General features: G+C 66.2%; 17 protein-coding genes. 11 read left to right on the plus strand and 6 right to left on the minus strand.

Annotation, left to right across the window (positions count from 1 at the left end):
• Positions 1 to 9: 9 nt before the first annotated feature.
• Positions 10 to 1,677, minus strand: coding sequence for an MFS transporter (locus ACYVB7_RS16230; protein ID WP_460509492.1), 1,668 nt, complete (start codon positions 1,675 to 1,677; stop codon positions 10 to 12).
• Positions 1,678 to 1,877: 200 nt separating this feature from the next.
• Entirely contained in the window at positions 1,878 to 2,699 is an 822-nt protein-coding gene (ppsR, locus tag ACYVB7_RS16235) for a pyruvate, water dikinase regulatory protein (protein ID WP_460509493.1), read from the minus strand.
• A gap of 231 nt (positions 2,700 to 2,930) precedes the next feature.
• On the opposite strand from ppsR, the gene ppsA reads away from it, so the two are divergent.
• Positions 2,931 to 5,333 (plus strand): phosphoenolpyruvate synthase, encoded by a 2,403-nt coding sequence (ppsA, locus tag ACYVB7_RS16240; protein ID WP_460509494.1) that lies wholly within the window; start codon positions 2,931 to 2,933, stop codon positions 5,331 to 5,333.
• Between the two features lie 105 nt (positions 5,334 to 5,438).
• On the plus strand, positions 5,439 to 5,669 hold the full coding sequence (locus tag ACYVB7_RS16245) for a hypothetical protein (RefSeq protein WP_460509495.1): 231 nt from the start codon (positions 5,439 to 5,441) through the stop codon (positions 5,667 to 5,669).
• Here the strand turns inward: ACYVB7_RS16245 and ACYVB7_RS16250 are convergent.
• Together ACYVB7_RS16250 and ACYVB7_RS16255 are read right to left on the minus strand one after the other, a co-directional pair.
• Positions 5,626 to 6,921, minus strand: coding sequence for an MFS transporter (locus ACYVB7_RS16250; RefSeq protein WP_460509496.1), 1,296 nt, complete (start codon positions 6,919 to 6,921; stop codon positions 5,626 to 5,628). The genes ACYVB7_RS16245 and ACYVB7_RS16250 overlap by 44 nt on opposite strands.
• A 5-nt stretch (positions 6,922 to 6,926) precedes the next feature.
• Positions 6,927 to 8,507 (minus strand): helicase HerA-like C-terminal domain-containing protein, encoded by a 1,581-nt coding sequence (locus tag ACYVB7_RS16255; protein ID WP_460509497.1) that lies wholly within the window; start codon positions 8,505 to 8,507, stop codon positions 6,927 to 6,929.
• 128 nt (positions 8,508 to 8,635) lie between these two features.
• Between ACYVB7_RS16255 and ACYVB7_RS16260 the strand changes: the two genes are divergently transcribed.
• From ACYVB7_RS16260 to rng, 8 genes are all read left to right on the plus strand, one after another.
• Complete coding sequence (locus ACYVB7_RS16260) at positions 8,636 to 9,361, plus strand: YebC/PmpR family DNA-binding transcriptional regulator (protein ID WP_460509498.1); 726 nt, start codon at positions 8,636 to 8,638, stop codon at positions 9,359 to 9,361.
• Between the two features lie 17 nt (positions 9,362 to 9,378).
• A complete protein-coding gene (purD, locus tag ACYVB7_RS16265; RefSeq protein ID WP_460509499.1) occupies positions 9,379 to 10,689 on the plus strand; it encodes a phosphoribosylamine--glycine ligase in 1,311 nt (436 codons plus the stop codon).
• A 31-nt stretch (positions 10,690 to 10,720) separates the two neighbouring features.
• Positions 10,721 to 11,671: an oxygen-dependent coproporphyrinogen-III oxidase gene (hemF, locus tag ACYVB7_RS16270; RefSeq protein ID WP_460509500.1), complete on the plus strand. Its 951-nt coding sequence runs from the start codon at positions 10,721 to 10,723 to the stop codon at positions 11,669 to 11,671.
• Positions 11,672 to 11,691: 20 nt separating this feature from the next.
• A complete protein-coding gene (nadD, locus tag ACYVB7_RS16275) occupies positions 11,692 to 12,270 on the plus strand; it encodes a nicotinate-nicotinamide nucleotide adenylyltransferase (RefSeq protein WP_460509501.1) in 579 nt (192 codons plus the stop codon).
• Complete coding sequence (gene rsfS, locus ACYVB7_RS16280) at positions 12,267 to 13,043, plus strand: RsfS/YbeB/iojap family protein (RefSeq protein ID WP_460509502.1); 777 nt, start codon at positions 12,267 to 12,269, stop codon at positions 13,041 to 13,043. The genes nadD and rsfS overlap by 4 nt, the downstream gene beginning before the upstream one ends.
• Before the next feature lie 110 nt (positions 13,044 to 13,153).
• Entirely contained in the window at positions 13,154 to 13,621 is a 468-nt protein-coding gene (gene rlmH, locus ACYVB7_RS16285) for a 23S rRNA (pseudouridine(1915)-N(3))-methyltransferase RlmH (RefSeq protein ID WP_460509503.1), read from the plus strand.
• Between the two features lie 8 nt (positions 13,622 to 13,629).
• On the plus strand, positions 13,630 to 14,271 hold the full coding sequence (locus tag ACYVB7_RS16290; RefSeq protein ID WP_460509505.1) for a Maf family protein: 642 nt from the start codon (positions 13,630 to 13,632) through the stop codon (positions 14,269 to 14,271).
• Between the two features lie 13 nt (positions 14,272 to 14,284).
• Complete coding sequence (gene rng / locus ACYVB7_RS16295) at positions 14,285 to 15,805, plus strand: Rne/Rng family ribonuclease (protein WP_460509506.1); 1,521 nt, start codon at positions 14,285 to 14,287, stop codon at positions 15,803 to 15,805.
• A gap of 76 nt (positions 15,806 to 15,881) precedes the next feature.
• Here the strand turns inward: rng and ACYVB7_RS16300 are convergent, their stop codons facing one another.
• Both ACYVB7_RS16300 and msbA read right to left on the minus strand, forming a co-directional pair.
• Positions 15,882 to 16,748, minus strand: coding sequence for a GGDEF domain-containing protein (locus tag ACYVB7_RS16300; RefSeq protein WP_460509507.1), 867 nt, complete (start codon positions 16,746 to 16,748; stop codon positions 15,882 to 15,884).
• A complete protein-coding gene (gene msbA / locus ACYVB7_RS16305) occupies positions 16,726 to 18,501 on the minus strand; it encodes a lipid A export permease/ATP-binding protein MsbA (protein ID WP_460509508.1) in 1,776 nt (591 codons plus the stop codon). The genes ACYVB7_RS16300 and msbA overlap by 23 nt, the downstream gene beginning before the upstream one ends.
• Before the next feature lie 136 nt (positions 18,502 to 18,637).
• On the opposite strand from msbA, the gene tolB reads away from it, so the two are divergent.
• Positions 18,638 to 19,852: a Tol-Pal system beta propeller repeat protein TolB gene (gene tolB, locus ACYVB7_RS16310; protein WP_460509571.1), complete on the plus strand. Its 1,215-nt coding sequence runs from the start codon at positions 18,638 to 18,640 to the stop codon at positions 19,850 to 19,852.
• Positions 19,853 to 19,906: the final 54 nt, after the last annotated feature.

Below are 19,906 nucleotides of genomic sequence, written 5' to 3' on the forward strand. Positions count from 1 at the left end.
GTCACGGTATCAGTCGTCGGCGTAGATGTCCACGTCCTTGGTTTCGCGGACGAACAGCACACCAATCACCAGGGTCATGGCGGCGATCACGATGGGGTACCACAGGCCGTAGTACATGTTGCCGTTCTGGGCCACCATCGCGAAGGAGATGGTGGGCAGCAGGCCGCCGAACCAGCCGTTGCCGATGTGATACGGCAGCGACATGGAGGTGTAGCGGATGCGGGTGGGGAACAGCTCGACCAGCATGGCGGCGATGGGGCCGTACACCATGGTCACGTAGATCACCAGGATGCTCAGGATGATGGTGATGGTGACCTTGTCCACCTTGGCCGGGTCGGCCTTGGGGGGATAGCCAGCGGCCTTGAGGGCCTCGCTCACCGACTTCTTGAAGGCGGCGATGTTCTTGGTGGACTCTTCGTCGAACTTGCTGTTGACCACGTTGCCGGTGGGGGCCACGATTTCGGTGTCGCCGATCTTGATGACGGCGGGGCCGGGTTGGGCTGCGGTCAGGTTGTCGTAGCTGACGGAGTTCTGGGCCAGGAAGCGCTTGCCAATGTCGCAGGACTTGGTGAAGTCGATTTCGCGGGCCACGGGGTTGCCCTGGAAGGAGCAGTCGCCAGCGGCAGCGGTCACGGTCACCTTGGCCGATTTCTGGGCGGCAGCCAGGTCAGGGTTGGCGGCCAGCGTCAGTTTTTCGAACAGCGGGAAGTAGGTGACGATGGCCAACAGCAGGCCGGCCATGATGATGGGCTTGCGGCCGATCTTGTCGGACAAGGAGCCGAACACCACGAAGAACGGGGTGCCGATGATCAGCGACAGGGCCACCAGGATGTTGGCGGTGGAGCCATCGACCTTCAGCACGCTGGTCAGGAAGAACAGCGCATAGAACTGGCCCGAGTACCACACCACAGCCTGACCGGCCACCAGACCGAACAGAGCCAGCAGCACGACCTTCAGGTTCTTCCACTGGCCGAAGGCTTCGGACAGCGGGGCCTTGGAGGTCTTGCCTTCGGCCTTCATCTTCTGGAAGGCTGGGGATTCGTTCATGGACAGGCGAATCCACACCGACACGGCCAGCAGCAGGATGGACACGATGAACGGCACGCGCCAGCCCCAGTCGGCAAAGGCGGCTTCACCGATGATGGTCCGGGTGCCCAGAATCACCATCAGCGACAGGAACAGGCCCAGCGTGGCGGTGGTCTGGATCCAGGCGGTGTAGGCACCGCGCTTGCCCTGGGGGGCGTGCTCGGCCACGTAGGTGGCAGCGCCACCGTACTCACCGCCCAGTGCCAGGCCTTGCAGCATGCGCAGGGCAATCAGGATGACCGGGGCCGACACGCCGATGGAGGCGTAGCTGGGCAGGATGCCCACCACGAAGGTGGAGCCGCCCATGATCAGGATGGTGACCAGGAAGGTGTACTTGCGACCGATCATGTCGCCCAGACGCCCGAAAACCAACGCACCGAACGGGCGAACGATGAAGCCAGCGGCAAAGGCCAACAACGCAAAGATGAACGCCGCGGCAGGGTCCAGGCCGCTGAAGAACTGCTTTGCAATGATGGCTGCGAGAGAGCCGTAGAGGTAGAAGTCGTACCACTCGAACACCGTGCCCAGCGATGAAGCAAAGATCACTTTGCGTTCTTCGGCAGACATCGGGCGGTTTTCGGTTTTCGCCATGAATCAGTCTCCTGTTTGTTGAATTGGACGCCCAGTGTGCACGTCTGAAATCCATTCTTAAGAGTCCGCCTGACGGTGTTCTGACTGGTTTGGGTCTCTTTCTGACTTGTGGCTGACAAATCGGGGGTTAACCCTCGCTTTTTTTGCCGCATTGCAAAAAATGTGGGATTGGCGCATCAGGAAAACCCTTGCTGGGGTTTTCACCAAGTCAGGCGATCCGGGTGGATTTCTTGCAGGATGGTGGTCGAAATCTCTTCGATGGACTTGGTGGTGGTGGACAGCCAGCGGATGCCTTCGCGGCGCATCATGGCCTCGGCCTCGGCCACTTCGTGACGGCAGTTTTCCAGCGAGGCGTAGCGCGAGTTGGGGCGGCGCTCGTTGCGGATTTCGCTCAGCCGCTCGGGCTGGATGGTCAGACCAAACACCTTTTTGCGGTGGGGCAGCAGGGCCGGGGGCAGCTTGCGGCGTTCGAAGTCTTCGGGAATGAGCGGGTAGTTGGACGCTTTCAGCCCGTACTGCATGGCCAGGTACAGCGAGGTGGGCGTCTTGCCACTGCGGCTCACGCCCACCAGGATGACGTCGGAGCTTTCCAGGTCCTTGTTGCTTTGGCCGTCGTCATGCGCCAGCGAGAAGTTGATGGCTTCAATGCGGTCGTGGTACTCGCGGCTTTTGGAGGCGTCGGAGAAGCGGCCCACCCGGTGGTTGGACTTGATGCCCAGCTCGGCCTCCAGCGGCGCCACGAAGGTGCCGAACATGTCCAGCATCATGCCCTGGCTGTGTGCCCGGATCACGGCCAGCACCTCCATGTTGACCAGGGTGGTGAACACGATGGGGCATTTGCCTTCGCGTTGCGCCGTGTGGTTGATTTCACGCACCGCGTTGTGCGCCTTGTCCACGCTGTCGGTGAAAGGCAGCCGGATGAAGCGGGGGTGCAGCTCAAACTGGTTCAGGATGGCCTTGGCGAAGGTCTCGGCGGTGATGCCGGTGCCATCGGAGACGAGGAACACGGTGCGGTTGGGCATGGGAGGGGCTTGGGGGGAAGTCAACAACGGGGGGCCAAGCGTAACGTGTGGAATGCCACCCGGGGTTTCAGCCCGTCCCTACAATCGCTGGCATTCGTCGGGCCCAAGCGGTCCCGACCCTGGCGGCTGGCGTCCTGTCTCTCCCTCACAACCCGAACAACACCGAGGGGCAGGGTGCGCCCGTGTGCAGCGCCGCCATGAACGGTTTTTTAACTTAGATGGAGTGTTCCCATGTCTCAACTGTTCAATGCGGATGCCCTTGTGGTCCCGTTCGAGCAACTTCGCATGACCGATGTCGAGGTCGTTGGCGGAAAAAACGCCAGCCTCGGTGAAATGATTTCACAGCTGCCCACCGGGGTGCGCGTGCCCACGGGTTTTGCCACCACGGCCCACGCCTTCCGCGAATTCCTGAAGTTCGACGGCCTGACCGACCGCATCAACGCCAAGCTGGACGCGCTGGACACCGAAGACGTGCGCGCCCTGGCCCAGGTGGGCGCTGAAATCCGCGCCATGGTCGAGGCCCAGCCCTTCCCGGCCGACCTGGAAAAAGCCATCCGCGACGAATTCGCCCGCCTGAGCGCCGGCAACCCCGCCGCCAGCTTTGCCGTGCGCTCCTCCGCCACCGCCGAAGACCTGCCCGACGCCTCCTTTGCCGGTCAGCAGGAAACCTTCCTCAACGTGGTGGGCATCGAGGAAGTGCTGCACAAGATGAAAGAGGTGTTTGCCAGCCTCTACAACGACCGCGCCATCAGCTACCGCGTGCACAAGGGTTTTGCCCACGCCGACGTGGCCCTGAGCGCCGGCGTGCAGCGCATGGTGCGCTCCGACCTGGGCGCTGCCGGGGTGATGTTCACCATCGACACCGAAAGCGGTTTTGAAGACGTGGTGTTCATCACCAGCAGCTACGGCCTGGGCGAAACCGTGGTGCAAGGCGCGGTCAACCCCGACGAGTTCTACGTGCACAAGCCCATGCTCAAGGCGGGCAAGCAGGCCGTCATCCGCCGCAACCTGGGCAGCAAGCTGATCCAGATGGTGTTCTCCACCCCCGAGGAAAAGGCCGAGAGCAAGAAGCTGGTCAAGACCATCGACGTGCCGGTGGAGCAGCGCAACCGTTACAGCCTGACCGAGGCCGACGTGCAGCAACTGGCCCAGTACGCCCTCACCATCGAGGCTCACTATGGCCGCCCCATGGACATCGAGTGGGGCAAGGACGGCACCGACGGCCAGCTCTACATCCTGCAGGCCCGCCCTGAAACCGTGAAGAGCCAGGCCGCCAACCAGGTCGAGCACCGCTACAAGCTCAAGGGCGGATCGGGGGAATCTCGCACGGTGCTGGCCCAGGGCCGCGCCATCGGCCAGAAGATCGGCACCGGCAAGGTGCGCCTGGTGCACAACATTTCTGAAATGGACAAGGTGCAGCCCGGCGACGTGCTGGTCACCGACATGACCGACCCCAACTGGGAACCCGTGATGAAGCGCGCCAGTGCCATCGTCACCAACCGCGGCGGGCGCACCTGCCACGCGGCCATCATTGCGCGTGAACTGGGCATTCCCGCCGTGGTGGGTTGCGGCAACGCCACCGACCACCTGCAAGACGGCATGCTGGTCACCGTGAGTTGCGCCGAGGGCGACACCGGCCACATCTACGATGGCCTGCTGGAGACCGAGGTCACCGAAGTCAAGCGCGGCGAAATGGCCGACGCCGGCGTCAAGATCATGATGAACGTGGGCAACCCCCAGCTGGCCTTTGACTTCTGCCAGATCCCCAACGGCGGCGTGGGCCTGGCGCGGCTGGAGTTCATCATCAACAACAACATTGGTGTGCACCCCAAGGCCATCCTGGAGTACCCCAACATCGACGCCGACCTGAAGAAGGCCGTGGAGTCGGTGGCCCGCGGCCACGCCAGCCCGCGTGCCTTCTATGTGGACAAGGTGGCCGAAGGCGTGGCCACCATCGCCGCCGCGTTCTGGCCCAAGCCCGTCATCGTGCGCCTGAGCGACTTCAAGAGCAACGAGTACCGCAAGCTCATGGGCGGCAGCCGCTACGAGCCCGATGAAGAAAACCCCATGCTGGGCTTCCGTGGTGCGGCCCGTTACATCAGCACCGACTTTGCCGAGGCCTTTGCCATGGAGTGTGAGGCCTTGAAGCGCGTGCGCAACGACATGGGCCTGACCAACGTGCAGGTGATGGTGCCGTTCGTGCGCACCCTGAAGCAGGCCGAGCGCGTTACGCAGATGCTGGCCGACAAGGGTTTGAAGCGCGGTGAGAACGAACTCAAGCTCATCATGATGTGCGAGATCCCCAGCAACGCCATCCTGGCCGAGCAGTACCTGCAGTACTTCGACGGCTTCAGCATCGGCTCCAACGACCTGACCCAGCTCACCCTGGGCCTGGACCGCGACTCGGGCCTGGAACTGCTGGCGCACGACTTCGACGAGCGCGACCCCGCCGTGACCGCCCTCATCAGCCTGGCCATCAAGGCCTGCCGGGCCCAGGGCAAGTACATCGGCATTTGCGGCCAGGGCCCCAGCGACCACCCCGACTTTGCCCAGTGGCTCAAGGCCGAAGGCATCAGCTCCATCTCCCTCAACCCCGACTCGGTGGTGGACACCTGGCAGCTGCTGGCGGGTTGAAGTGTCAAATCAGGCTATTACGCTTGATTTGATTGAATGATTTGCTATAAAAAGTGAGTGTGTTCCAGCCCGGGTGATCCCGGGCTGATCGTTTGGGAGAACACGATGGGCCTTCTGCGCATGCTGCTGGTGGTGTTTCTGGGGGGCTGGGCGGTGGGCTTTGGCGCCTGTGGCGGTTTTGGCCTGGCACTGGTCGCGCGCACCCTGTACGAAACCGATCAATCGGATGTCGGAACCCTGGTGGTGCTGACGCTGGTGTCGGTCTGCGGGCTGTTGCTGGCCTGGGGGGCATTCAGGTTGGCGTTGAAGGTGCATCGGCAGGGGCGGCCTCGGTGACTCGCCCCAGCGGTCGCAGCGCCAGCCGATAGCCCAGCGCCGACAGCAGCAGCAGCGCGAACGCGCTGTCCATGCCCCAGAGGTCGGCCAGCCGCCCGATGGACTGGGATGCCAGCGCGGCCCCCAGGCAGATGGCGATCATGGTCAGCGCCGACAGGCGCGAGGCCTGTTGCGGCTGGGCATGCACCAACGTACCCAGCAGGATGGGAAAGGCCACCGACACCCCCAGCCCCACCGCCAAGCTGGCCACCACCACGCCCACCTGGCCCGCGGCCAACCAGGCTGGTACCAGTTGCCCCAGCCAGCCCGCGCCGTTCTGGGCCAGCAGGCCCAGCACGCACAGGCTGCCCAGGTGGCGGATTTTCTGGTTCATGGTCCAGCGGCTGGGCACAAACGTCTGCCAGATGCGCCCGGCCAGCATGCCGCCCATCAGGGCAAACACCGCCTGGCGGGCCAGGGTTTCGCCCCAGTCCAGGCCCTGTTGCACGTAACTCACCAGCCAGAAGTTCTGGCCCCATTCCACAAAGCCGATCAGGGCGGCCGCGGTCAGGCCGAACCGCACCACCGGCTGGCGCAGCAAAAAACCATAACCCCCGTCGGACGCGGAGGGGGCTTGGACTGCGGGCGCATCGGGGCCTGCTGGTTCAGCCGCGTCGCCAGCGTGCAGCTTCAGCGTGCGGTAGGGCGCGGGCGGGCTCAGCAGCAGGCCCAGCAGGGCCATCAGCACCACAAAACCGGTGTACGGCCCGCGCCATGCCGGGTCGTGGGCAAACCAGGCCGACACCCACAGCGGCGCCAGCAGCGTGCCCAGGCTGTAGCCCACGTCCACCAGGCCGATGATGCGGGTGCGCAGCTCGGCGTCGGTGCTCAGGCTGGCCAGCACGCCGTGGCCCAGGGTGAACAGTGCGGATTCCGCCATGGCAATCAGCACAAAACTGGCCACCAACACGCCAAACGACTGGGCCTGAGACAGCACCACCAGCAACCCCGTGGCCAGCGTGGCATACACCAGGAACAGGCGGCGGGGCGGCTGACGGTGGGCCACCGCGCCCCCCAGCAGCGAGCCCACCACCGACGCCGTGGCCCACAGTGCCATCAGCAGGCCCATGTCCTCGTAACGCAGGTGCAGCTGGGCGCGCAGGTTGGGGGTGACCAGGCCCAGCGTCACCCCGAACAGGCCCCAGGTGACGGCGCAATACAGCATCACCCAGGCCAGATACGGGGTCTGGCGAACGAATTGACGGGCGTGCATGGTGTTCAGCGCCGACGGCTGCCGCCCAGCAGGCTGCCCATGACGCCACGCAGGATTTCCTTGCCGATTTGGGTGCCCACGGTGCGCACCGCCGACTTGGCCATGGCCTGTACCAGGCCGTCGCGCTGGCCGCCCCGGGGGCCGGTGGTGCCAAACAGCAGGTCGCTGACACCGGCCATGAGCTTGTCGCCCATGCCGGGTTCAGCGGGCTCGGCGCTGGCTGACGATTCACCTTGCAGGGGGCCGGGCTGGCCGACGGTGCCCGTAGCCGGGCTGGCCGGTGGGGTGCGGCCCGCCGCGTTGGGTTGCGCCGGGACATGGCCCTTGAGCTTTTCGTAGGCCGATTCGCGGTCCAGTGCCTGTTCGTACACGCCGGCCACCAGGCTGTTTTGCAGCAGGGCCTGGCGTTGCTCCGGCGTGATGGGACCGATCTGGCCTGAGGGCGGCAGCACAAACACCCGCTCGGTTTCGCAGGGGCGGCCCTTGTCGTCCAGGAAACTCACCAGGGCCTCGCCCACGGCCAGTTCGGTGATGGCGGCCTCGATGTCCAGCCCGGCCTTCTGGCGCATGGTCTGGGCGGTGGCTTTCACGGCCTTCTGGTCGCGCGGGGTGAAGGCGCGCAGGGCATGCTGCACCCGGTTGCCCAGCTGGGCCAGCACGCTGTCGGGAATGTCCAGCGGGTTCTGGGTGACGAAGTACACCCCCACGCCCTTGGAGCGCACCAGCCGCACCACCAGTTCGATGCGCTCGACCAGCGCCTTGGGCGCGTCGGCAAACAGCAGGTGGGCCTCGTCGAAGAAGAACACCAGCTTGGGTTGGTCCAGGTCACCCACCTCGGGCAGGGTTTCGAACAGCTCGCTCAGCATCCACAGCAAAAAAGTGGCGTAGAGCTTGGGTGCGTTCATCAGCTTGTCGGCGGCCAGGATGTTGACCACGCCCTGGCCATCCACCGTCTGCATGAAGTCGGCGATGTTGAGCATGGGCTCGCCAAAGAAGGTGTCGCCCCCCTGTTCCTCCACCTGCAGCAGGCTGCGCTGGATGGCCCCGATGCTGGCCGCGCTGATGTTGCCGTACTCGGTGGTGAAGGTCTTGGCGTTGTCGCCCACGTGCTGGCACATGGCGCGCAGGTCTTTCATGTCGAGCAGCAGCAGGCCGTTGTCGTCGGCCACCTTGAACACCAGTTGCAGCACGCCAGCCTGGGTCTCGTTCAGGTTGAGCATGCGGGCCAGCAGCAGCGGGCCCAGGTCGCTCACGGTGGCGCGCACCGGGTGGCCCTGCTGGCCGAACACGTCCCACAGCGTGGTGGGGAAGGCGGCGGGTTCGGGCAGGTCAATGCCTCGGCTTTTGAGCACCTGGGCCATTTTGTCGCCCACGTGGCCGGGTTGCGAGAGCCCGGTCAGGTCGCCCTTGATGTCGGCCATGAACACCGGCACGCCAATGCGCGAGAACTGCTCGGCCAGGGCCTGCAGGGTCACGGTCTTGCCGGTGCCGGTGGCCCCGGTGATGAGGCCGTGGCGGTTGGCCTTGTCGGCGTGGATCACGCACTCGGCGTGGGCGTTGCGGGCGATGAGCAGGGGGGTGGACATGGAGACCTCGGCAGGGAACAACGGCTTGTCAGGCGCGAAAAGTAGAATTGAGGGCTTTTTTATCGGCGCTGGTCACCCCCGTGGGGGATGGAACTCGCCAGCGTAGCTCAAAATTCAAGAGGGTTTTCATGGCAGGTCATTCCAAATGGGCCAACATCCAGCACCGCAAGGGCCGTCAGGACGAGAAGCGGGGCAAGTTGTGGACGCGCGTGATCCGCGAAATCACCGTGGCCGCCCGTTCCGGCGGCGGTGACCCGTCGGCCAACCCCCGTCTGCGCATGGCCATCGACAAGGCCAAGGCCGTCAACCTGCCCGCCGACCGCATCAAATACAACATTGACAAGGCCACTGGCAACCAGGAAGGCGTCAACTACGAGGAAATCCGCTACGAGGGCTACGGCATCGGCGGCGCGGCCATCATCGTGGACACCATGACCGACAACCGCGTGCGCACCGTGGCCGAAGTGCGCCACATCTTCAGCAAGTACGGCGGCAACCTGGGCACCGAAGGCAGCGTGGCCTTCCAGTTCAAGCACTGCGGCCAGCTGGTCTACGCGCCCGGCACCAGCGAAGACAAGGTGATGGAAGTGGCCCTGGAGGCCGGAGCCGAAGACGTCATCACCGACGACGACGGCGCCATCGAGGTGCTGACCGCGCCTGCTGATTTCGAAGCCGTCAAGAACGCCCTGGAGGCCGCCGGCCTCACCGCCGACATGGCCGAGGTCACCATGCGCGCCGACGTGTCCATTGACCTGGCCGGTGAAGACGGTGCCCGCATGCAAAAGCTGCTGGACATGCTGGAAGACCTCGACGACGTGCAAAACGTCTTCCACAACGCGGCCATTGCCGAATGAGCGGAGCAAGCCCGAGCATGAGCAAACAACTCAACGTGTTGGTGGTGGGCAGCGGTGGGCGTGAACACGCCCTGGCCTGGCGCATGACCCGCAGCCCCTCGGTGGCCCGCGTGTTCGTGGCCCCGGGCAATGGCGGCACCGCCGCCGAAGCCGAGCTGACCAGCGTGCCCCATTTGGCGGGAACCGACGTGGTGGCCCTGCGCGAATGGGCGCAGGCCAACGCCATCCACCTCACCGTGGTGGGCCCCGAGGCCCCGCTGGCCGCCGGTCTGGTGGACGAATTCCGCGCCCACGGCCTGCCCGTGTTCGGCCCCACCAAGGCCGCCGCTCAGTTGGAAAGCTCCAAGGCCTTCTCCAAGGCCTTCATGGCCCGCCATGGCATCCCCACGGCGGCCTACGACACCTTCACCGACCCGGTGGCCGCCCACGCCTACATCGACAAGATGGGCGCACCCATCGTCGTCAAGGCCGATGGCCTGGCCGCGGGCAAGGGTGTGGTCGTGGCCATGACGCTGGACGAGGCCCACGAGGCCGTGCGCTTCATGCTGGAGGACAACAAGTTCGGCGTGCAGCACAACGAGGGCGGAGCCCGCGTCGTCATCGAAGAATTCCTGCAGGGCGAAGAAGCCAGCTTCATCGTCATCTGCGACGGCCACACCGTGGTGCCCCTGGCCACCTCGCAAGACCACAAGCGCCTGCTCGACGCCGACCAAGGCCCCAACACCGGCGGCATGGGCGCGTATTCGCCCGCGCCCGTGGTCACGCCCGAGGTGCACCGCAAGGCCATGGAACAGGTCATCCTGCCCACCATTGCGGGCATGGCAGCCGATGGCATCCCCTACACCGGCTTCTTGTACGCCGGGCTGATGATCACCCCGAACGGTGACGTGAAGACGCTGGAGTTCAACTGCCGCATGGGCGACCCCGAAACCCAGCCCATCATGATGCGTTTGCAGTCCGACCTGGCCGATGTGCTGTTGGCTGCCGCCAAGGGCCAACTGGCGGGCACCGCTCACGCCAACGGCCTGCAGTGGGACGAACGTGTGGCCCTGGGTGTGGTGCTGGCCGCCGCCGGTTACCCGCTGGAGCCGCGCAAGGGCGACGCCATCACCGCGCTGCCTGCCGCCACCGACACGGCCAAGGTGTTCCACGCCGGCACGGCGCTGAAGGATGGCCAGTTGGTCACCTCGGGCGGGCGCGTGTTGTGCGCCACCGCCCTGGGGACCGACGTGCGCGAAGCCCAGCGCAACGCCTACGCACTGGTGGACGGCGTGGCCTTTGACGGCATGCAGTGCCGCCGCGACATCGGCCACCGCGCCATCCGTTGAACCTGCTGCCCGCTTGCCCACCTGCCTGCCCATGACTGCACCGCTTCGCCATCCCGCCCAGGTGACCCACCCGCACGCCTCCACGGTGCGGGCCTACCTGATGGACCTGCAAACCCGCATCACCCAGGCCATTTCGGCGCTGGACGGTCAGGCCTTTCTGGAAGACGCCTGGAGCAAACCCGCGGGTGAAACCCTGCAGGGCAACGGCATCACCCGCATCCTGGAAGGCGGCGCGGTGTTCGAGCGGGCGGGCTGCGGGTTCTCGCACGTCAGCGGTCCGCGCCTGCCGCCTTCGGCCACGCAACACCGCCCCGAGCTGTCGGGTGCGCCGTTCGAGGCCATGGGCGTGAGCCTGGTCTTCCACCCCCGCAACCCCTATGTGCCCACCGTGCACATGAACGTGCGCATGATCTCCGCCACCCCGGTGGGCGGCGGTGAGCCGGTGTGCTGGTTTGGCGGCGGCATGGACCTCACGCCGTACTACGGCTTCGAGGAAGACGCGGTGCATTTCCACACCGTCTGCCGCGACGCGCTGCACCCGTTTGGCGAGGGCCTGTACCCCCGCTTCAAGACCTGGTGTGACGAGTATTTCTTCCTCAAGCACCGCAACGAACAGCGCGGCGTGGGCGGCATCTTTTTCGACGACTTTTCCGAGTTGGGCTTTGACGACAGCTTTGCCCTGCTGAAGTCGGTGGGCGACGCCTTCCTGACGGCCTACCTGCCCATCGTCGAGCGTCGACAGGGCATGGCCCACGGCGAGCGCGAACGCGCATTCCAGCTCTACCGCCGGGGCCGCTACGTGGAGTTCAACCTGGTGTTCGACCGGGGCACCCACTTCGGCCTGCAGTCGGGCGGGCGCAGCGAGTCCATCCTGCTGTCCATGCCCCCGCTGGTGAGCTGGTCGTATGCCCAAAAGCCCGAGCCCGGCACGCCCGAGCACCGGCTGTACACCGACTTCATCGTCCGAAAGGACTGGGTCTGAGTGCCCAGGGCCTGCCCCGGTTGGCGCTGTACGGCGGGGCGTTTGACCCGCCGCACCGCGCCCATGTGGCCATGGCGCAGGCGCTGGTGCGCCAGTTCGGCGTGCAGCGGCTGTGGGTGGTGCCCACCGGCAACGCCTGGCACAAGGCCACCCACCTCAGCCCGGCAGAGCACCGCCTGGCCATGGCCCGGCTGGCCTTTGCCGACGTGCCCGAGGCCGTGGTGGACGAGCGCGAACTGCACCGCGAAGGCCCCAGCTACACCATCGACACCCTCACCGAGTTGCAGGCCGAGCAGCCCCCCGCCCACTGGCTGGTGCTGATGGGCCAAGACCAGTGGGACCGCTTCACCACCTGGCACCGTTGGCAGGATGTGGCCCGAAATGCTACTGTTGTGGTAGCTGCTCGCGCTTATTCTGAAAGCGCTGGAGCACAATCTGACTTTAAACATGTGGGCGCGGACTGCCGCGCCCTGGACTGGCAGACCATGGATTTGAGTTCCACCACCGTCCGTCAGTCGGTCCAAGGGGCGGCCACCATGGTGCCGCCTGCCGTCGCACGCTATATTTCTCAACACCACCTCTACCCGAACCACTCATGACCAGCGAAACCAAGCCCCGCAAAGCCGACGTCCAGAAACTCCAACGCGCCATCGTCGATGGCCTGGAGGACGTGAAGGGGCAGGACATCGTGGTGTTCAACACCGAACACCTGTCCCCGCTGTTCGAGCGGGTCATCATCGCCAGCGGCACCTCCAACCGCCAGACCAAGGCCCTGGCCTCCAGCGTCAGCGACGCGGTGAAAGAGGCCGGTTTCCCCAAGCCCCGCATCGAGGGTGAGGAAAACGGCGAGTGGATCATCGTGGACTGCGGCCAGGCCGTCGCCCATGTGATGCAACCCACCATCCGCGCCTACTACCACCTGGAAGAAATCTGGGGTGGCAAAGCCGTCAAGCTGAAGTCGACTGTCCCGGTCAAGAAGGCCGCCGCTGCGGCTGAACCGGCCAAGGCCGCCAAGGCCGCCAAGACGACCAAGGCCACCACCGCCAAACCTGCGGCCAAGAAAGCCGCTTCCGCCAAGGCTGCGAAGAGTGCCCAGGGTGCCAAGGGTGCCGACGCCCAGGCTGTGCCCGCCAAGGCCACGAAGGCGCCCGCAAAAACGGCTGTCAAATCCGCCACCAAGAACGTGGCCGCCAAGGCACCGGCCAAGAAGGCTGCGGCCCAGCCTGCCGTCAAGCTCAAGACCGTGGTGGTGGGGGCGCCTGCCAAGAAGGCCGCGGCCAAACCCGCTGCCAAGTCGGCAGCCAAGCCCGCTGCAAAACCTGCCGCAAAACCTGCCGCCAAGTCGGCCCCCCGCCGCAAGCCCGCGGCCTGAGGCCGGGCGGGGCCATGGGCTGTGTGGCCTGGGGTCCTGGCCTGTTCCGAGGCGGCAGGGCTTGCCCTGTCCGCACCGCTCGTTTCTCCTGACCTTTTGTTTGCCCGCCGATGAAACTCTCCATCGTCGCGGTTGGCCAGCGCATGCCCGACTGGGCCCAGACCGCCTATGACGACTACGCCAAGCGTTTTCCGCCCGACGCCCGGGTGGAGTTGAAAACCGTCAAGACCGAACCCCGGGGCTCCAAGACCGTGGCCACCCTGATGGCCGCCGAGCGCGCCCGCATCGAGGCCGTGCTGCCCCGCGGCACCCGCGTGGTGGTGCTGGACGAGCGCGGCACCACGCTCACCACGGTGGCGCTGGCCCAGCAGATTCTGGCCTGGGAGCGCCAGGGGGAAGACGTGGCCTTCATCATTGGCGGCCCCGACGGGCTGGACCCCGAGTTCAAGGCCCAGGCCCAGCACCGCATCCGCCTGTCCGACATGACCTTGCCCCACGCCATGGCCCGGGTGCTGCTGATCGAGCAGCTCTACCGCGCCTGGTCGGTCAACCACAACCACCCCTACCACCGCGAGTGAGGTCGAGCATGGCCGTTGCAACCCCGTTCATTTACCTGGCCTCGCAAAGCCCCCGTCGCCTGGAGTTGCTGGCCCAGTGGGGCGTGCGCTGCCAGACCCTGCTGCCCAACACCGACGGCGACCTGGGCGAAGACGCCGAGGCACTGGAGGCCGTGCGCCCTGGCGACACGCCGCGCCGTTATGTGCAGCGCGTCACCCGGCTGAAGTTGCAGGCCTCGTTGCAGCGTTTGCACCGCCGTGGTCTGCCACCCGCGCCCGTGTTGTGTGCCGACACCACGGTGGCCCTGGGTGGCGACATCCTGGGCAAGCCCGAGAGCCCGGACCACGCCTGCGACATGCTGGCCCGCCTGGCCGGGCGCGAGCACCGGGTGCTGACGGCGGTGGCCGTGGGCGTGCCCGGGCACCCCACGCAGCCCGAGGGCTGGTTGCGCCTGAGCGAGTCGCGGGTGCGGTTTGCCCCCCTGACGGCGGCGCAGATCCGCCGCTATGTGGACACGGGCGAGCCCATGGGCAAGGCCGGGGCCTACGGCATCCAGGGCCGGGCGGCGCTGTGGGCGTCGCACCTCAGCGGCAGTTACTCTGGCATCATGGGTTTGCCCGCGTTCGAAACCGCCGAGGTGTTGGGCCTGGCGGGCGTGGACTTGGTCTGAACAAGGAGACGCCGTGGGTCAGGACATCCTCATCAATTGGGCCCCGCACGAAACGCGGGTGGCCGTGGTCGAGCAGGGGGCCGTGCAAGAGGTGCACATCGAGCGCACGCTGGAGCGTGGGCTGGTGGGCAACATCTACCTGGGCAAGGTGTCTCGGGTGCTGCCGGGCATGCAGTCGGCGTTCATCGACATCGGGCTGGACCGGGCGGCCTTTTTGCATGTGGCCGACCTCATGCCCAACATCCTGGCCAAACACGGCGGGGCGGGGCGCGATGCCCCGGCCCGCGCCAGCGGGGGCGGCAAGTCGGCCACGCTGTTGCAGCCCGACCCGGTGCTGCCCATCGAAAAGCAGATTTTCGAAGGCCAGGCCCTGATGGTGCAGGTGCTCAAGGACCCCATCGGCACCAAGGGCGCGCGGCTGTCGGCGCAGATCAGCATTGCCGGGCGGCTGCTGGTGTTTCTGCCGCAGGACCAGCATGTGGGCGTGTCGCAAAAAATCCCGGCGGAGCAGCGGGAGTCCCTGCGCAAGCGGCTCATGCACCTCACGGCCGACATGGGCGGCGGCTTCATCTTGCGCACCAACGCCGAAGACGCCACCGATGACGAGCTGGCCGAAGACATCGCTTACCTGCGCAAGACCTGGGTGCGCATCAAGGACGCCGCCACCCGCCAGCCCCCGGCCAGCCTGTTGCACCAGGACTTGAGCCTGATGCAACGGGTGCTGCGCGACATGACCAGCACGCAGACGGCCAGCATCCGCATCGACTCGCGTGAGCAGTTTTCGGCCTTGCAGGCGTTTGCCACCGAGTTCATGCCCGACACCGCCGCCAAGCTGGCGCTGCACCGTGGCGAGCGGCCCATTTTTGACCTGTTCAACGTGGACGAGGAAATCACCCGCGCCCTGTCGCGGCGGGTGGATTTGAAGTCGGGCGGCTACCTCATCATCGACCAGACCGAGGCGCTGACCACGGTGGACGTGAACACCGGCGGTTTTGTGGGGGCGCGCAACTTCGACGACACCATCTTCAAGACCAACCTGGAGGCCGCCCAGGCCATCGCCCGCCAGCTGCGGCTGCGCAACCTGGGGGGCATGGTGATCGTGGACTTCATCGACATGACCCGCGACGACCACCGCGACGCGGTGCTGACCGAGTTCCGCAAGCAACTGGCGCGTGACCGCGTCAAGACCATGGTGGGCGGCTTCTCGCAGCTGGGCCTGGTGGAGATGACGCGCAAGCGCACCCGCGAGTCGCTGGCGCACATGCTGTCCGAGCCGTGCCCAGCCTGCCAGGGCCGGGGCGAGGTGAAGACCGCACGCACGCTGTGTTACGACATCCTGCGCGAAATCCTGCGCGAGGCCCGGGCCTTCAGCCCGCGTGAGTTCCGGGTGGTGGCCTCACCCCAGGTGATCGACCTGTTCCTGGACGAAGAAAGCGCCCACCTCGCCAGCCTGAGCGACTTCATCGGCAAGCCCATTTCCCTCAAGGCCGACGCCGGCATGACGCAAGAGCAGTACGACATCGTGCTGCTCTGACGTTGTGACACCGAATTGCTATAAAAACAATAGCTGCTTGCGCTTTATTTGTAAGCGCTAGGTGCCAAAATGGCATTTAGTTTTTTGGGGATGCTTCGTTGGCCACCCGGTTGCGTCCGGCCAGTTTGGCCTGGTACATGGCCAGGTCGGCGCGGGTGACCAGCGTGTCGGCATCGTCCCCGGTGGGGTCCAACGTGGCCACGCCCACGCTGACGGTGGGTTCGATCCATTCCCCGCCTTGGGCTTGAAGGCGCAGCTCGGCCACCGCGGCGCGCACGCGTTCGGCCACCACCAGGGCCGCGGCGTTGCTGGCGTTGGGCAGCAGCACGGCAAATTCCTCACCGCCGAAGCGGGCAAAAATCTCGTCCTGCCGCAGGCTGCGCAGGCAAGCCTGGGCCACCTGCCGCAGCGCCACATCGCCCTGGCTGTGGCCGAATTTGTCGTTGATGCGCTTGAAATGGTCGATGTCCATCACCAGCACCGACAGCGGTTGGCCCTGGCTGGTGAGGGACTTCAGCGCCACCTCACAGGCGTGGAAGAAGTAACGGCGGTTGTAGGCGCGTGTCAGCGGGTCGGTGATGGCCAACTGCTCGGCCATGCGCCGGGCACGTTCCGCGTCGAACAGCAGGTGGGTGATGAGCCACAGCAACGGCGGCCCGATGAGCAGGGGGATGGTCACGCCAAACGCCTCGGTCAGCCACAGGCGTTCCGGGGGTTCTCCGGCCAGGAAGTGCCCCACAAAGGCCAGCACCACCGAGGCCGCCACGGCCACCGAGGTCAGGACCACCGTGGACCGCACGGTGCCCCACGACAGCAGTTGGGTCTTGAGCTGGCCGATCAGCCGCGGCGGGCGGCGGGTTTGCCAGGGCAGGGTGGACGTGTCGAAGCCCGCGGATGGGGGCGCGTCGTGAACCTGGGCGTCATGCATTTGCGTCGCTCCCATGGCGGTGCAGCCGGGCGTACAGCCCATCGGCGGCCAGCAGGCTGGTGTGGGTGCCTTGTTCGGCCATGCGGCCATTGGCCAGCACCACCACCCGGTCGGCGTGTTCGATGGTGGACAGCCGGTGCGCAATGACGATGGTGGTGCGCCCGGCCATCAGCCGGGTCAGGGCGTCCTGCACCAGCCGCTCCGACTCGTTGTCCAGCGCCGAGGTGGCTTCGTCCAGGATGAGGATGGGGGCATCCTTGTAGATGGCCCGGGCAATGGCCAGGCGCTGGCGCTGGCCGCCCGAGAGGTCGGTGGCGTTGTGCCCCACGCGCGACAGGATGCCCTGGGGCAGCTTGGCCACCAGTTCGCCCAGGTTGGCCTGTTCCAGGGCGTGCTGCACACGGACCGGGTCCAGGTCGGCGCCCAGGGCCACGTTGGCGGCCAGGGTGTCGTTGAGCATCACCACGTCCTGGCTCACCATGGCGAACTGGCGGCGCAAGGCGGCCAGTTGCCACTGCGCCAGCGGCACGCCGTCCAGCCGCACGTCGCCGCCGTGGGTGTGCACAAACCGGGGCAGCAGGTTGACCAGCGTGGTCTTGCCCGAGCCCGAGGGCCCCACCAGCGCCACCACCTCGCCCGGCGCAATGTCCAGGCTCACGCCGTCCAGGGCGGGCGGGGTGTCGGGGTCGTGGCGATAGCGCACCACCACGTCGCTCAGGGTGATGCGGCCGGGCGTGCGCGCCACCTGGTGTTGGCCGTCGTCGGGTTCAGGGGTTTCGTCGATGAGGGCCAGACCCCGCTCCAGCGAGGCCAGGCCGCGGGTGATGGGGCCGGCAATTTCGGCCAGGTGCTTGATGGGGGCAATCAGCATCAGCATGGCCGTCACGAACGACACAAAGCCACCCACCGTCACCCCGCTGGTGCTGCTTTGCCACAGGGCCGTGGCAATCACGGCCGACAACGCGGCGGCGGCCAGCATCTGCGTCAAGGGGGTCATGGCGGCCTGGGCGATGGTGGCCTTGAGGGCCAGGCGGCGCAGGCGGCGGCTGAGGTCGTCAAACCGCAGGGCTTGTCCGGTCTGTGCGCCGTGCAAGCGCACCAGGCGGTGGGCCAGCACGTTTTCTTCCACCACGTAGGCCAGCTCGTCGGTGGCGTGCTGGCTGGTCTGGGTGAGTTTGTACAGGCGTTTGGAGAGCACCTGCATCACCCAGATCAGGGCCGGGAAAATCACCAGCACGATGAGGGTGAGTTTCCAGTTCAGCACCATCAGGTAGCCCAGCAGGGCCACCAGGGTGAGGCTGTCCTTGGTGAGCGTCAAGAAGGCGTTGACCAGCAGGGTGGAGCCCGTCTGCACCTCGTACACCAGGGTGTTGGACAGGGCGCTGGCCGTCTGCCGCCGAAACAGGCCCAACTCCACGTTGCACAGCCGCTCGAACATGCGCTGGCGCAGCGCCTGCAAACCCTGGGTGGCGGTGTAGGTGAGGGCGTACTGGGCCACAAAACCGGCCAGACCGCGCAGGCCGAACAAGCCCAGCAGCGAGGCGGGCACCGCCCACAGCGGGATGCCGCCCGACGCAAAGCCCTCGTCCAGCAAGGCCTTGAGCAGGGCTGGGATCATGGGCTCGGTGGCGGCACCCACCACGGTGCCCAGCGCCGCCAGCACCACCCCACGACGGGCATTGCGGAAGAAGGGCCACAGGCGTGCCAGGCGGGGGAGCAGGGGCAGCGCGGCGGAGGGGGCGGGGGACGGTACAGGTGGCTGGGGCATGCTGCGGGTATTATCGGGGGGCGACTGGTCCCTGGGCCGGTCGCTCTTTTTTCAGACTTCCCCCACATCCATGACAGTCAGTTTTCACAGGCGCACGTTGTTGGGTTCCATGGCGTTGATGCCCATGTCGGCAGCCATGGCGCAGTTCAGGGTGGAGGTGTCGGGGGTGGGACTCACCCAGATTCCCTTCGCCATCGCCAACTTCAAAGGCGGCGAACAGGCCCCCCAAGACCTCGTGAGCATCATCCGCGCCGACCTGGAGCGCAGCGGCCAGTTTCGCGGGGTGGCCCCGGTGGCGGGCGTCCAGCTCGACGAAACCTCCCGCCCCGACCTCGCCCCGTGGCGCGAACGCGCCGCCGATGTGCTGCTGACCGGCAGCGTGGCCCGGCTGGCCGATGGCCGTTACGACGTGCGGTTCCGCCTGTGGGACGTGGTGCGCGTGCAAGACCTGGGCGGCCTCAGCCTGCCCGTGCGCCCCGGTGATCTGCGCCTGGCGGCCCACCGCATGGCCGACTACATCTACGAAAAACTCACCGGCGACAAAGGCATTTTTTCCACCCGCATCGCCTACGTCACCCAAGGGGGCGGCAAGCACAACCTGTGGGTGGCCGATGCAGATGGTGAAAACGGTCAGGTGGCCCTGGCCAGTCCCGAGCCCATCATTTCACCGGCCTGGTCGCCGGTGGGTGGGCAGTTGGCCTATGTGTCGTTCGAGTCGCGCAAGCCGGTCATCTACGCCCACGAGCTGGCCACGGGGCGTCGTCGGCTGGTGGCCAACTTCAAGGGCTCCAACAGCGCACCGGCTTGGTCGCCGGACGGGCGTACCCTGCTGGCCACGCTGACGCTGGACGGCGGTTCGCAGATCTACAGCATCGACGTGGCCTCGGGCGCCAACACCCGGCTCACCCGTTCCAGCAGCATCGACACCGAGCCCACCTGGGACGCCAAATCCAACCAAGTCTATTTCGTCAGCGACCGGGGCGGCGCACCGCAGGTCTACCGCATGTCGCCCCAGGGGGGCAACCCTGAGCGGGTGACGTTCAGCGGCGCCTACAACACCTCGCCCGCCATCAGCCCGGACGGCAACACCCTGGCCTACATCACGCGGGTGGGCGGTGGCTTCAAGCTGCAGGTCATGGACCTGCGCAGCGGCGCCGTGGCCAGCATCACCGACACCGTGGCCGATGAGAGCCCCAGCTTTGCACCCAACGGCAAGCTCATCATCTACGCCACCAAGCAGCAGGGGCGTGAAGCCCTCATGACCACCACGCTGGACGGCCGCATCAAGACCCGTCTGGCCAGTGCGCAAGGTGACATCCGCGAGCCCGATTGGGGTCCGTTCGTCTCCTGATGCATCCTTTTTTTGAACTTTTCTGAGCCTCCCCGCTCATCCTTCTTCATTACT

The sequence above is a fragment of the Hydrogenophaga soli genome (genome assembly GCF_054777695.1).